14 protein-coding genes and 4 tRNA genes are annotated in these 13,961 nt (G+C 36.6%); 6 read left to right on the top strand and 12 right to left on the bottom strand.

Features of this window, described 5'->3' with window-relative positions:
* The first annotated feature begins 31 nt into the window (after positions 1–31).
* Positions 32–1,393 carry an MATE family efflux transporter gene (locus tag F968_RS20585; RefSeq protein ID WP_004791301.1) on the top strand — a complete coding sequence of 454 codons (1,362 nt, stop codon included), beginning with the start codon at positions 32–34 and terminating at the stop codon, positions 1,391–1,393.
* Positions 1,394–1,940: 547 nt separating this feature from the next.
* Positions 1,941–2,282 carry a hypothetical protein gene (locus F968_RS20220; protein ID WP_004791299.1) on the top strand — a complete coding sequence of 114 codons (342 nt, stop codon included), beginning with the start codon at positions 1,941–1,943 and terminating at the stop codon, positions 2,280–2,282.
* On the opposite strand, the gene F968_RS06095 is transcribed toward F968_RS20220, so the two are convergent.
* The 8 genes from F968_RS06095 to F968_RS06060 all read right to left on the bottom strand — a co-directional run bounded on the left by F968_RS06095 (position 2,257) and on the right by F968_RS06060 (position 6,549).
* Positions 2,257–2,727, bottom strand: coding sequence for an AnBLUF65 family BLUF photoreceptors (locus F968_RS06095; protein WP_004791296.1), 471 nt, complete (start codon positions 2,725–2,727; stop codon positions 2,257–2,259). The two genes, F968_RS20220 and F968_RS06095, sit on opposite strands and share 26 nt — an antisense overlap.
* Positions 2,728–3,012: 285 nt before the next feature.
* A complete protein-coding gene (locus F968_RS06090) occupies positions 3,013–3,222 on the bottom strand; it encodes a cold-shock protein (RefSeq protein WP_003650775.1) in 210 nt (69 codons plus the stop codon).
* Positions 3,223–3,679: 457 nt separating this feature from the next.
* A tRNA-Trp gene (locus F968_RS06085) sits at positions 3,680–3,753 on the bottom strand.
* 68 nt (positions 3,754–3,821) lie between these two features.
* Positions 3,822–3,906: transfer RNA gene (locus F968_RS06080), tRNA-Leu, on the bottom strand.
* Positions 3,907–3,933: 27 nt separating this feature from the next.
* Positions 3,934–4,007, bottom strand: a tRNA-Trp gene (locus F968_RS06075).
* Between the two features lie 53 nt (positions 4,008–4,060).
* Positions 4,061–4,145: transfer RNA gene (locus F968_RS06070), tRNA-Leu, on the bottom strand.
* Between the two features lie 102 nt (positions 4,146–4,247).
* Positions 4,248–5,054 carry a protein kinase domain-containing protein gene (locus F968_RS06065; protein ID WP_004791295.1) on the bottom strand — a complete coding sequence of 269 codons (807 nt, stop codon included), beginning with the start codon at positions 5,052–5,054 and terminating at the stop codon, positions 4,248–4,250.
* Positions 5,041–6,549 carry a DUF3336 domain-containing protein gene (locus tag F968_RS06060; RefSeq protein ID WP_004791293.1) on the bottom strand — a complete coding sequence of 503 codons (1,509 nt, stop codon included), beginning with the start codon at positions 6,547–6,549 and terminating at the stop codon, positions 5,041–5,043. The genes F968_RS06065 and F968_RS06060 overlap by 14 nt, the downstream gene beginning before the upstream one ends.
* Before the next feature lie 178 nt (positions 6,550–6,727).
* Here F968_RS06060 and F968_RS06055 point away from each other — a divergent pair, with 178 nt between their 5' ends.
* The gene (locus F968_RS06055; protein ID WP_004791290.1) at positions 6,728–7,609 is read left to right on the top strand and encodes an ATP-binding protein; all 882 of its coding nucleotides are present in this window, start codon (positions 6,728–6,730) and stop codon (positions 7,607–7,609) included.
* Between the two features lie 108 nt (positions 7,610–7,717).
* Positions 7,718–8,821 carry a DUF6670 family protein gene (locus F968_RS06050; protein WP_004791288.1) on the top strand — a complete coding sequence of 368 codons (1,104 nt, stop codon included), beginning with the start codon at positions 7,718–7,720 and terminating at the stop codon, positions 8,819–8,821.
* Positions 8,822–8,823: 2 nt separating this feature from the next.
* Here the strand turns inward: F968_RS06050 and tsaD are convergent, their stop codons facing one another.
* Entirely contained in the window at positions 8,824–9,834 is a 1,011-nt protein-coding gene (tsaD, locus tag F968_RS06045) for a tRNA (adenosine(37)-N6)-threonylcarbamoyltransferase complex transferase subunit TsaD (protein WP_004791286.1), read from the bottom strand.
* 145 nt (positions 9,835–9,979) lie between these two features.
* On the opposite strand from tsaD, the gene rpsU reads away from it, so the two are divergent.
* Together rpsU and F968_RS06035 are read left to right on the top strand one after the other, a co-directional pair.
* Entirely contained in the window at positions 9,980–10,195 is a 216-nt protein-coding gene (gene rpsU, locus F968_RS06040; RefSeq protein WP_001136722.1) for a 30S ribosomal protein S21, read from the top strand.
* A 25-nt stretch (positions 10,196–10,220) separates the two neighbouring features.
* Entirely contained in the window at positions 10,221–10,667 is a 447-nt protein-coding gene (locus F968_RS06035) for a GatB/YqeY domain-containing protein (RefSeq protein WP_004791284.1), read from the top strand.
* Positions 10,668–10,758: 91 nt separating this feature from the next.
* Here the strand turns inward: F968_RS06035 and F968_RS06030 are convergent, their stop codons facing one another.
* The 3 genes from F968_RS06030 to F968_RS06020 form a co-directional block, all read right to left on the bottom strand.
* Positions 10,759–12,186: a M48 family metalloprotease gene (locus tag F968_RS06030; protein ID WP_081399488.1), complete on the bottom strand. Its 1,428-nt coding sequence runs from the start codon at positions 12,184–12,186 to the stop codon at positions 10,759–10,761.
* A 143-nt stretch (positions 12,187–12,329) separates the two neighbouring features.
* A complete protein-coding gene (locus tag F968_RS06025) occupies positions 12,330–13,295 on the bottom strand; it encodes a 2-hydroxyacid dehydrogenase (RefSeq protein WP_004791280.1) in 966 nt (321 codons plus the stop codon).
* Positions 13,296–13,306: 11 nt separating this feature from the next.
* Positions 13,307–13,954: a hypothetical protein gene (locus F968_RS06020; RefSeq protein WP_004791278.1), complete on the bottom strand. Its 648-nt coding sequence runs from the start codon at positions 13,952–13,954 to the stop codon at positions 13,307–13,309.
* Positions 13,955–13,961: the final 7 nt, after the last annotated feature.

Raw genomic sequence — 13,961 nt, 5'->3', positions numbered from 1 at the left:
AGGCACGTAATTCATAAAACGAGAATCTGTTATGCGAGAACAATCCGTACGCCAGTCTTTAGGTACACCCGATTTAAATCATGCCATCTTAAGCGGCCCAATTATCCAAGTAATGCTGAAACTGGCGTTACCAACCATAGCTGTTCTGCTCGTACAAACATTAATTGGATTACTAGAGACATATTTTGTCAGTTCTCTGGGAACTAATGTAATGGCGGGTGTAGCCGTTGTGTTCCCCATTCTTATGCTCATGCAAATGCTAGCAAATGGCGGATTTGGTGGAGGTTTAGCCTCAGCAATTGCTCGAGCTTCTGGAGCAGGTCAATCAGAAGATGTCCACTCCCTTGTCTGGCATGGTGTCATTCTTGCTGGCCTTTTGGGAGGAATTTTTAGTATTGTTATGCTCAGCGCTGCCCCCATGATCTACCACTTAATGGGGGTTACGGGCTTAGCTTTGAACGCCGCTCTAAAATATTCCAATATTATTTTTATTGGTTCACCTCTCATATGGGCTGTGGCCTTACTCTCAGCAGCTTTACGCGGTGCAGGTGATACAAAAACCCCAGCTCGCATAACACTTCTAGGTGGAGTGCTACTTTTACCTCTATCACCTATTTTCATTTTTGGCTGGGGATTCATTCCTTCATTTGGGGTAGCCGGAGCTGGACTCGCTGTATTAAGTTATTATATTTTTGCCATCATATGCTTAATTAAGCACATGCGAACAACGCATAGTATTATCAAATTATCGATCAAACCCATCAATTTTAAGTTGTTCAAAGATATTCTTGGTATTGGTTCACTATCCGCTATTGGAATAATTCAACTCAATTTAACTGTTGTCCTCATAACTACCTTAGTTGGTCAATTTGGATCTGATGCAATTGCTGGGTACGGTATTGCGTCTCGATTAGACTACATACAAGTTCCACTTATGTTCGGTATCGGTTCAGCAATTATGACCATGGTTGGTATTAATTATGGAGCTGGACAATTTCAAAGAGCACGCCGCATAACATGGATCGGGGTTTTCATTACGTTTCTTATTACTGGTTCAATAGGACTTTTCTTTAGTATTTTTCCCTCCATTTGGCTTGGTTTTTTTAGTCATGATCCATCTGTTCTTCAGACTGGAACAAATTACTTGCAGCATGTTGCACCTTTTTATGGTGCGATAGGTATTGGTATGGCACTTTATTTTGCCGGCCAAGGTTCAAAACGATTATTAGGTCCTCTTTTAGCAGGTACGATCAGAATGATCATTGCTGCTGTTATTGGAAGTATCTCTGTCTTATATTTTAATGCAAGTTTATCAACTTTCTTTCAAATTATTGGAGTCAGTGCTTTGATATTTGGTTTAGTATCCTGCTTGGCAAATTTTATACCTAGATGAAGTCGCATTCAGTTTTAAAGAGGATTATTGGATCTTCTTAATTATTAGTTTTTCATATTAATAATTACTTGTTTTTATAATTTCTTAAAATAACTTTTACTGAATATTCATTTAATAATTTAATGACTTTTATTTTTAGAAACATACCTCCCTCACAACACATGTTGCTTTTTGTTATTTATGTAAAGCTTATCTTAACAATAAAATCCAATAACTATATGTTAAATATAATTTTTATAACAACATTGCTTTGTAAATTTAGTCTATTTTTTATACAAATGTAGGCAATTTCTCACAACCATGTAAGTTAAAACGTACAACATAAGCAATTGTTTTTCCTATAATTAATTTCAGTACATATAAGCCCTCTTTACTATTAAATAGAAAGCTGAGTATTAATGAAGAGATCTGGAGAAACGGCAACGTTATCTTTATTAATATAAATACTCTTAATAATAGAAAAAGAATCTCAAAAAATTAATATGTACTATCTTTCCTCTGGCAACAGAGGAAAGATCTTTTTAAATCATCAGATAGGGTATAGAGAATGTTTATTGCAAAAAATATATTTATATATTTACTATCAATGTTAGCTTTATGCTTAATGATTATTTTCTTTAACTACCTTGGAATGAACGAGACGATTAACCTCCTGCTCTCTTCAGCACTTTTTGGAATATTTATTACTTGGTATTTTAAAGGTAGCGGACTATGTCTCGCCTTATTTAGCTTTTTTTACTGGGCAATGTTTGTAATTAGTCAAAGTCTAGAGGTAATATGGATGCTCGCAAGTTCAGTCATTGTCTATCTAGTGATGACCAAAATGATTCCTAAATTCAAGACCATCCATTTCGGCGTTATAGCTAAAAAGGGTTCACCCCACGCTTAACCATACCTACTTTCTTAACCACATTAACTTTGCTTTGTTCAGCACTTAATAATTCATTTAAGAAAATTTTTAAATTTTTCTCATCAAGACAAATGGGATTAAAACTAGTTTCTCCCATATTTAAAAAGAAAGATTCAATATTTGTATTACGCTGTACATATTTCATTGACCAACGCTGAAAAAAGTTCTTCTCGATGGAATATGTACACAACCATTTAACATTGTAGTGTCTTTGATCATCTTTAATTTTTTCAAATAATCGCTCCACTAACTCCTGTTCGCCTTCTAAACATTGAAAAAAAGCATTATCAGCATAATAGAGCACACCACAAATTTGATTCAAATAATTAAAATTTCTAGCTTCTGTTAAAATATCACGTAAATCTTGCAATAAATCTTCATTTTTTTCGTTTCGTTGACTGGCATAACACAAGCGAACGTTCATTAACAATTCCGTGAAATATAAAATTTCTTTATCTAAAGATTTTTCAATCTAACATATATTTCTTCCTGATAATTGATATTTCATCCCTACACTTAATATCTATTCCAAACAAACCACCGGTAAAAGAATAACGAAAGTTATCAGACTTACAAATGATTAGATATAAAACAAAAAAAAGCCCTCTAGTGAGAGGGCTTTTATAGCCTGTAAAAGAACAATAAAATTTCTTTTATAAGACTAAAATAAAAAAAAGCACTAAATAGTGCTTTTTTTCTTACTGAAATATTATTGTGGAATAATATTTACAGCATTTGGGCCTTTTTGACCTTGAGTAACAGTAAACGTTACACGTTGACCTTCGTGCAAAGTTTTGAAACCTGAACCAGAGATCTCTTTGAAGTGTGCAAACACGTCTGGACCATTGTCTTGTTGAATGAAACCGAAACCTTTAGTTTCGTTAAACCATTTTACTGTACCGCTTACTGTATTAGACATGATATATCCTACTGATTTCTAATATTTTAGTATCATTTAATAATGACACTAACATAACTTTGAAAAAAGAATAACAAATTGAGTTAAGATCTTAAAAAACGAAGGATTATGACTAAAACTACGATACTTTAAAGAAGATTTACTAACAAGACTTTTTTCTAGTTAAGAGCATGATACATGAAATAAATTTCTATTCAAGCTTTTTGTGAGAAAAATTTTATAAATTATAATAAAAAACCCAAAAACAATAACTTAATAGTGCAATTAAAAACTTAGTATATTCCCTACCGAACCAACAACTTACATCCAATTATATAAATTGTTGAAGAATAGAAAAATCAGCGCTTAGGACGCGTGAAATGGCGGAATGAAATATAAAAAAGACTTTAAATAATTTGAACTTTAGAAATTCAGGCAATAAAAAAACTCCTAAACAGGAGCTTCATTTTTAAATTATTGGCAGAGGATCAAGGACTCGAACCTTGACGAACGGTTTTGGAGACCGTCATGCTACCATTACACCAATCCTCTATATTTATGATTAAACAACTAATGATTTAATCATAAAAAAAGCAAGAACATCGTCTTGCTTCTTTTAATGGTGGGGGCGAAGAGACTCGAACTCTTACACCTTGCGGCGCTGGAACCTAAATCCAGTGCGTCTACCAATTTCGCCACGCCCCCATCTGGGACATTTATTTAAAATAAATGTGGCAGAGGATCAAGGACTCGAACCTTGACGAACGGTTTTGGAGACCGTCATGCTACCATTACACCAATCCTCTTCCAAAACATAGATGACTTAACATCTACATTAACTTTAAGTTTTAACTTAAAGTGGTGGGGGCGAAGAGACTCGAACTCTTACACCTTGCGGCGCTGGAACCTAAATCCAGTGCGTCTACCAATTTCGCCACGCCCCCGATGGCTGTGTATATTAGCGATAAGATCTAACAGTGACAAGTGTTTTTTTTCTAAAAAAAACTGACCGTGTAAATTGTATACAGATACTAGATCAATGATTTTTATAAGTTTGAATGTGCTTTTAAACAATTCATCGCTTCAAACACGTTTGCAAACCTATTTTTTTGTTGTTTTTGCAATAAACCCGAAAGTAATGGATAAAAACTCATAAGTTGTGTCGGTAATTGAATGGTTAAATTTTGGCAATGCAATACTGCCCAATCATAGTAACTTCCTGCTTCTAAGCGAGTTTGAGTTAACCATTCATATAGAACGATACCAAATGCGTATAAATCGCTTTGTATATCCTTAGAAGCGCCTCTAAACAGCTCTGGAGCCATATATCGTGGTGTAGCATCCATTCTTAAATCTGAGCCCGATATAAGTCGGGCTTTCTCAAAATCAATCAAATAAGCATTTTGCTCAAACTTTCGAAAATGTTCTTTCTTAATATCTCCATGAATCCAACCAAATTCGTGGAGTTCTGCGAGCTTATCTAGTGCGGCCCCAATCGCATGATATACATCAGTTAAATCTGTTTCATGAGGCAAAGAACCAAACCACAAATCAGTATTAGGTAAAATTAAAACTTTACCTAAAGAATGGTTTAATTGAGGAATGGCACTAACTCCAATTAATTTATGAGGTAAAAGCCACGCAGGTTTCTTATGATTAATTTCTTCGTAAAACAATTGTTCATGAATGAAATCTTGCTCACTTTGAACATCTGTTTCAGGTAAATGGTATTTTAACCAATAGTCTTTGTTATCTATGCTACATGTCCATAGATACCGCCCTAAAGCGGCACTCGCAGGTTTTGTCACACTTTTTAAGTTTTGTATATGCGAAGCAAAATCATGCTTCAGCATAGTAAGACTCTGGCTGTTGTTGCTTTTCTTCAAAACGTAAAACTTCTAAACAATGCTGAATCGTCTTGCCAATACGAGCATGGGTCTCAATCGAAGAAATTTTTGGCCAAGTCGCACGTTCCCCTTCTCGCTGTAAGCGTTTAAACAAATGTGGACGTGGGTTTTGCAAAGTATAGGTATAGTGACTCAAGCCATATTTAGCAATGATATTCACATCACCATAATAGCGCTGCCCCATTACCCCATAGCCATGATCGAGTAACCGTCTAATTGGAGAAATAGAACCAAGTCTTTGACGTGTAAAATCCATAAGTCCCATGGATAACACTTTACCTTGACGTCTTAAAATCCGTTCAGGCCAACTTAAAACGTCTTTACGAAAGCGGTCTGCATCATTTTGCATAAATGGAACAATATGTGGATTCACCTGACTAGCGATGGTGTAATTTAAATTATAAAGCCGTGCCATTCTTTCTTGTGGAAAATCATTTCTTACACTGCCGTCTACCCATTTTGTGTTTGCCATGTAAGGTGTATGTTCACCGTCATAACGTTTGCTAGTTAAACGTACGGGTGGAAATAACACAGGTACAGCACATGAAGCCAACACAGCACTCCACACTAAAACATTAGGCGTCATAATCGCATTCATGATGCGCGGGTTTTCTGTTGCATCATAGGGAGCAACTGCCACATTAATGTTTAAACCAGATTTTTTGAAAGCCTCTTCAAATGTGAGATCCCCCAGATTTTCAACAAGGAATTTTTTCAAATAGTGCACATCGGCAATTCCACCATTTCCTTTAATGAGTTCACGAAGTTTTCTAAAATGAAAAGCATCACTAAAGAATTGTTCTCCATTTAATAAATTTTGAACATCTTCACTGGCTGAAGTTCCAAGCATGCCCGTCATAATTGCCCCAGCACTTGAGCCAGACAACACTTTAGGCATTAAATCTTGTTCAATTAAAGCCTTACATACCCCAGTATGAAAAAGGCCTAAAGTTGCTCCACCTGAGAACATAAGGGCTGGTTGGCCATATGCTTTTTCACAATTTTCAAAAAACTCAATTTTTTCTTTTCTTTGGAAAGTAATACATTCACTTGAAGCAATATAGGCCAAGCTTTGGCTCACCTCTTCAATATAATCTTCAATTAACTTTTTCGTTCCCACATGAGTTGCAGCAAACAACATAGGGTGACCAATATTTGCAATATCGTAGGTTAGACCTTCTTTTAGTAAATAAATAAGATCTAGCGTTCGATGTTGCTGGCGATATCTTTTGAGTAAGGTATACCGATAAGAAATGAGCTCGGCATCGAAGTAAGGTGAACTATTATCAAATTTCCACTCTTGCACTCCTGTTTCTTCATCTAGTTTTAATGCAAAAGACTTCCATTCTTCATAAGATTCAGCCATGTCTAATTGACGTTGTAATTTTTTGATACGGTAAGCCTGATGTGGATTCATATCACTTCGTAATTTTTCAAACATATTTCGTCCTCATCTTCTCAGATGATTTTACTAAATAGACATGACAACACTATGCTCGGTCTGAACATTTCAATCAATTGCAAAACCGATAAAGTGTATAGGCAATAAGTTTTTTGTCAGCCTGTTAATTTCGGTGTTAGTATCCTAGTAAATTACTGTTTAACATGATTGATTAACCATGGCTACCATTGATTTACCAGAGAATTTAGTTCAAACATTATCACTTGTATTAAATCAGCTACAGCAGGTCTTACCTGAACCTCGAGAAGAGACAGATTTTACTGCACCTGCTTTTAGATGGGAAAATCAACAACTTAAAGCCATCCACACACCGAAAAATATTTATCTGGATGACTTAAAAGGCATTGAACGTCAGAAAGAAAAAATCATTCAAAATACTTTGCAATTTTTAAATGGCTTACCAGCCAATGATGTGCTTTTAACAGGCTCACGTGGTACAGGAAAGTCATCTATTGTGCGTGCTTTATTGACTGAGTATGCCCCGCAAGGATTACGTTTAATTGAAATTGAGCGTGATGACTTAGCAGACTTACCTAAAATTCAGAAACTCATTCAAAACCGATCTGAAAAATACATCGTGTATTGTGATGACTTAGCCTTTAATGCTGAAGATGAAAATTACCGTAGTTTAAAAAGTGTATTGGATGGTTCATTACAGTCTGGTTCAAGTAATTTTATTATTTATGCAACCAGTAACCGTCGTCATTTATTACCAGAATTTATGCATGAGAATACGCCTGTAACCAAGGTCGATGTACCACAATATACTGAGTTACACCCACAAGAAGCGATTGAAGAAAAGATCTCTTTATCAGATCGTTTTGGCTTGTGGTTATCTTTTTACCCTATGGACCAGAATTTATATTTAGAAATCGTGGAGCATTACATTCATAAAGCAAACATGGCTTTTAACGATGAAGTTCGCGCTGAAAGTTTACGTTGGTGTCAAATGCGTGGTCAACGTTCAGGACGTGCTGCATATCAGTTTTCTAAGCACTGGATTGGTTTAAATGGCTTAAAAGAGTTGTCTAACAATTAAATAAAATGTCCCGCAAAGCCTTAGCTTTGGCCTGAAAACCGCTTAGTTTTGATAGTTGTTTTTCATAACCTAAAACAAAGATAGTCCTATCCTCATTTAGGTTTATATATGAAAAAACAATTGCCGAAAATTTCTATAGGCAGCAAAGTTTTAGGTCAAAGCTTATTGCTTGCGCAAGGTGTTATAGATAAAGCAGAAAAATACTCAACTCTTCCTTTTTCTCAGTCTCATATCATTCAGCCCCGAGTCGATGAAAAATATTATAGCTGGACTCATTACGGTATCTTTTTCCCACTTTTGCCCGAGCCGCATCGCTATTTAAATATTATGATTTTATTAGGCACACCTGGTGCTCTTGCATTTGATCATGATGACATAATTTATGGAAATCCTCGAAAAACAGCGACTTTCTTTTCAAGTACAGCCGCAGTAGAAAAAGCTTTGCTTAAGGCTTATATCATTCCTGAAGATACAAAAATTAATGAAGATGGAAGCTTAATCGAACTAGGACAAGAAATCTCAATTCAAGGAAAATTCCCAAAAATTCACATTAATGGACATTATGAGGGGCTTGATTTCGACTTTGACATTGATGTTACCTCCCATGTTTCATGGTTTATAAAAACACCGATTTATGATCATTTTAGCTTGTTGGCAAAGTTTAAAGGTTTCTTAACCTATCAAGCAAAACGTATTGAAAGTGAGGGGCTCTGCACTTATGAATATGCTCGAGCAGTTGGAGCTCATTCCATCGCAGATAAACTTATTCCTGAAGCCTATAAACTGCCGCTTGATTTTTTTACTTATCAAATTATCAATTTAAATGAGACCACTCAACTTCTTCTTACCAAAGCAGATATTGCCGGTCAGACAGCAGCTTATACTTTGCATATTAGATATCTTGATCGACCCGCAGAAGTTTATACAGATGTCAGTTTTGATATTATTTCTCACCAAGTTGATGATTACATCTCACCGACTGGGCAAAAGATGCGACTTCCTAAATTCTTTTCGTGGATTGCTCGAAATGAAGCTAAACAAATTATTTTAAATATTCAGGCAGAAATTGACTGCCCACTCCGCTACGGTCATGGGCGAGGTTATGCAAGTAGTTATATATTTACTGGTAATTATTTTGGTAATGAAGTTCAAGGCCGTGGTTATATCGAATATATAGATATTGAAAACCAACAGGCCTTTGAAGATAACTAATTTTACTCAGGAATAGACAACTCAGTCATTGGCCAACGTGGTGTTGTGGTTACAGCTAAACCATCATGTTGACCTGCTTTTAAGCGTTGATAGCCTGCAAAAGCAATCATTGCCCCATTATCAGTACAAAGAGCAGGTTCTGCGTAATAAACTTGTGCCTTAATTTTAGCTAATGAAGTTTCCAACTGTTCACGTAGTCGTAAATTTGCACTTACTCCACCCGCAATAACTAAACGCTTAAGTCCAGTTTGCTTTAAGGCTTTTACTGATTTTTTTACCAAGGTATCTACAATTGCTTCTTGGAATGAAGCTGCAATGTCTGCGTCTCGGTTTTCGCCATTCAACTTTTTCAATTGCACAGAAACAGCTGTTTTTAAACCACTAAAAGAAAAATCTAGACCTTGGTGAAGCATTGGTCGTGGAAATTCAAACGCTAATGGATTACCACTTAAAGCCAATTTCGCAATATTAGGGCCACCTGGGTATGGCAAACTCATCATTTTTGCAACTTTATCAAAGGCTTCCCCAGCTGCATCATCAATAGATTCACCTAAAAGCTCATATTGACCAATACCGTGAGCTGCCATTAATTGTGTATGCCCACCTGAAACCAATAAAGCAACAAATGGAAATTCGGACGGTTGACTTGAGAGTAAAGGTGCCAACATGTGCCCCTCCATATGGTGAACACCAATGGCAGGTTTATTTAAAGAAAAAGCTAAAGTTCTTCCAAATAAAGCCCCTGTCATTAAGGCTCCCATTAAGCCGGGACCACGCGTATAAGCAACCGCATCAATCTCTTGTTTTGTTACACCACTTTGCTCAAGCAATTGATTCATTAAAGGAATTAATTTTCGAACATGGTCACGAGAAGCAAGTTCAGGTACTACCCCACCATATTCGGCATGAAGTTTAATCTGGCTATAAAGAACCTGTCCCCGCAAGCCGAGTTCGCTATCATAAAGTGCCAACCCTGTTTCATCACAAGAAGTTTCCAAGCCTAAAACAATCATCAAAACTGCCTTTTATATGAGTCAAAATATTGCAATCGCTATTATAGACTTGTGATATGAGTTGTAAATGAGTAAAATACTGACCTTCACTTGTGATCCGGCACAATAGTGTGCTTGATCTTATCCATAATCTAGAGGATTTTACATGCCACAAGTTAAGTTGAAAGAAGGCGAACCAGTTGACGTAGCTATCCGTCGTTTCAAACGTTCATGCGAAAAAGCTGGTGTTTTAGCTGACGTTCGTAAACGTGAATTCTACGAAAAACCAACTCAAGAACGTAAGCGCAAAAAAGCTGCTGCAGTTAAACGCTACCAAAAGAAATTGGCTCGCGAATCTGTACGTACTACTCGCCTTTACTAATTAATTTGTGATTGACTGCTGAATTATGACTACTTTAAAAAACCAAATTACTGATGCATTAAAAACTTCTATGCGTGCCAAAGATATGGCAACAGTGACGGTTTTGCGTAGTCTACAAGCAGCAATTAAGCAAATCGAAGTCGATGAGCGCATAGAGCTTGGCGACGCTCAGGTTCTTGCGGTCATTGAAAAGCAAATTAAACAACGTAAAGAATCGATCAAAGCCTTTGAAGGTGCTGGTCGTGATGATTTAGCTAGTAAAGAACAAGCCGAAGCTGAGATTTTATCTCAGTTTCTACCAGAAGCTATGACTGAGGAAGAGCTTGATTCTCTCATTGAGCAAACGATTTCTGCTCAAGAAGCAACTAGCATGAAAGATATGGGTAAGGTGATGAATTCTCTACGTCCGATCATAGCCGGGCGTGCCGATCCTTCTGTAGTTTCAGCAAAAATTAAAGCTAAATTAGCTTAATCTCTTCTCTTAAAATTTTATATTCCCTCAAACCAAAGTTCCTTTTAGTTTGGGCGTGTTTATATAATTGAATTTTTTGAAAGATATATTTTCAAATTTTCATTCTTCGCTCATCTTGCATTTGTTTCAATCTACTGTCTATTCTAGCTGACATTGCTTGATTGTCTTTTGCTAATCGCTGAGCATGCAACATCGATTTAATTGCATTCTCTTCACTCCCCGACCAATATTCAGCTTCTGCTCGATAGCGTAAAACATTGACTGCTCTCAGCGGTCCTGTCTTGTCCAAATTAGCAGCCTGCTGCAAAAATTGCCAACCTTGGATATCTCTTGGGTTTTTATTGATAAACCGTTGAACAAGAGTTTGAACCTGTGAAAATTTTCCTTGGCGCAGCAACACTTCAGCCAACTTATAACTGAAAGCTCTATTTTCAGGCATAGTCATTTGTGTAGAAGCAATTGAAGTATAGGCTTGATCCAACTTGTTTTGCCCCAGATAAATATCTGTCTGCAAGAGTGTAACGAGAGGTTTTCCACTAGATTTGACTTGATCTAAAGTAGATTGCGCTTGTGCATAATCACCTTGTTTTACATAAAAAGCTGCCAAAGCAATAAGACCCGCAATATTTTTTTGTGAGGCTAAACTCTGTAGTTGGTTTTCGGTAGCCTGATTTGAAACTACCATTGTGTACCATTTTAAAATTTCAAAATCGACATCATATATACGATTTTTAACTTTAGGCATCTGGTTCGCACGAAGTCGGGCCTCACTCATGCGTTCGGTCGTCAATGGATGAGTCAGCCAGAAATCTGGTAAAAAACTTACCCGACTAGTCGCACGATGCATTGTTTCAAAATAGTCTGCCATACTTTGCGGGTTATAACCCGCTGCATACATATATTGCATGCCAATACGATCAGCTTCACGCTCCTGATTTCGACTGTATGTTAACTGGCTATCCATTAATGCAGCCTGCGTTCCTAACATCACTGCTGCTCCTGCATCTCCGCCACCCTGTGCAGCTATGGCCACACCCGCCAAAAGCCCAGCTAAACTTAATAACGTTTGCCCCTTAAAGGCTTCCTCTGAACGACTAAAATGTCTTTGTGATACGTGTGCAATTTCATGCGCCATCACCCCAGCAATTTCATCAATATTGCGAGCTGAAGCAATAAGTCCTGTATTGAGCGCAAATAGACCGCCCGGAACGGCAAACGCGTTGATTTGTGGATCTTTAATAACAACTAGACCAATAGGCTGACCGAGCTGAGTCTCACTCAAAATACTTGAAAATACTTGAAAAAATTGATCTTCGAGCCAGATATCTTGGATAACGGGCATTTGTTTATGAACTTCACGGAAAACTTTTTCACCAATAAATTTTTCTTTTTGTTGATCAAGCAAACCTATTCCACTTCCAATATTCGGAATTTCCACCTGATTCGCAGATGGCTGTGGGTCGAAAGACTGTGCATACGAAGCATTTGCTATAAAAGTTGCACTTAAAATAACTGGCAAAAATCTCAAAAGTTTTTCTCTATTAAAATTAAACCATAAAAAAAGCCTACTGATGTAAACCACAAAAAATTGGTTTTCAATCAATAGACTTTTACTATATCACCCGAAATCGACTAGTTTTGCAATGAAGTGTTATTAATCATTTATATAAAGTTTTGGTTTACCAAATATCTAGGTGTTTTATCTTCTAAAGCTTCAACCAAATTTCTATAGGCAAGATTTGCCATTTTTTTACGGGTTTCAGCAGTAGCTGAACCTACATGAGGTAAAGTCACTACATTCGGCAATTTAAAAAGTGCCGAATCTTGTAAAGGTTCTTTTTCATACACATCTAAACCAGCAGCAAAGATCTGATTTTGCTGCAAAGCCTCAATTAAGGCTTGCTCATCAATCACAGAACCACGCGCAATATTAATAAAAATAGCGTGTTTTTGCATAAGTTCAAACTGAGTTTTACCCATTAAGGCTTTCGATTCATTATTTAAATCAACCGCGGTTACTACAAAATCGGACCGCTGTAGTAACTGATCTAAACCAAGATATTCTGCATTTAACGGTTCAGCTAGTTCAGGCTTTTCACGACGATTATGGTAAACAATATTCATGTTAAATCCATAAAAACCACGTCGTGCAATTGCAGCCCCAATGTTACCAAGTCCAATAACTCCCAATGTTTTTCCAAAAACATCTAAACCGAATTGCTGAGGCCCTACAGTTCTTTTCCACTCACCTTGTTTAGTCCAATGATCAAGAAAAGGAACTTTTCTAGCAGCGCTTAGTAACAATGTAAAAGCAAGATCAGCTGTTGTTTCTGTTAAAACATGAGGCGTATTTGATAACCAGATTTTTCTTTGATTTAAATAAGCTAAATCATAATTGTCATAGCCCACCGTTACAGATGAAATAATTTTTAGTTTTTGTGCCGGCGCAAGATTACTTTCATTGAGTAACCGTCCTGCACCAATCATCCCGTCAGCATCTACAACGTGTTGTCGTATTTGTTCATTAATATCACCCAATTTGGGGTTAAGAACTACAACATGATAATTCTGTTGTAATCGAGACAAAATTTCTTCATCAATTTGGCTAAAAACTACAACTTTTTTCATGTAAATCCCTACTACTCGTTGTTATCTTGCATTAATTTCCATAACCTTTTTTTAAGGAGTGGTTTCTCCAGCATTTCCTTTAAACTTGCCAAATGGATAATATTGGCATGTTGAATATAAGAACATTCACCAAGGCATAAGATCTTTTTGTCTGCTGCAACAGCATCTAAAAAGCCTTGTATATATGAACCAGCTCCCCGCTGATCTTGATAAGCAGCTAAAGGGAAAGGCCATTTTAGTTCAGCATATTGCCCTATTTTCGCTTTTTGTATGTTATTCCAAAGCTGTTTTTCTTCTTCACTTAAATTTGTAACATCTAAAAAAATAACACATTTTTCAAGAGAAAAAGCCTGCAACTCAAATGATGCAATCTTGATGGCAGATGCTTGCACTTCATTACGAGGTTCTATAATAGGTTGAACCGGCATTGAAACTGGCGCCACAATTTCAGGTTCAACTTTTGGAATATCGTTAATTTGTGGCTTTGTAGGCTGCTCAAGAACTATGGGTTCTACAGAGGGTAATATGATCGGTTCTTGTTCTTCTACGACATGATCTCGCCAAAGGCTTTGAGCATTATTTTTTTGGCACACCTGTGTCTTAGGAATCCATACATCAATCCCTAAAGTCGCCAATATATTTCTTTGCTGCCCAATCATGTTTGAA

Source organism: Acinetobacter sp. NIPH 817 (genome assembly GCF_000368405.1).
Taxonomy (GTDB): domain Bacteria; phylum Pseudomonadota; class Gammaproteobacteria; order Pseudomonadales; family Moraxellaceae; genus Acinetobacter.
The sequence above is the reverse complement of the archived record's forward strand: the minus strand, read 5'-3'. Positions and strand labels throughout refer to the sequence as shown.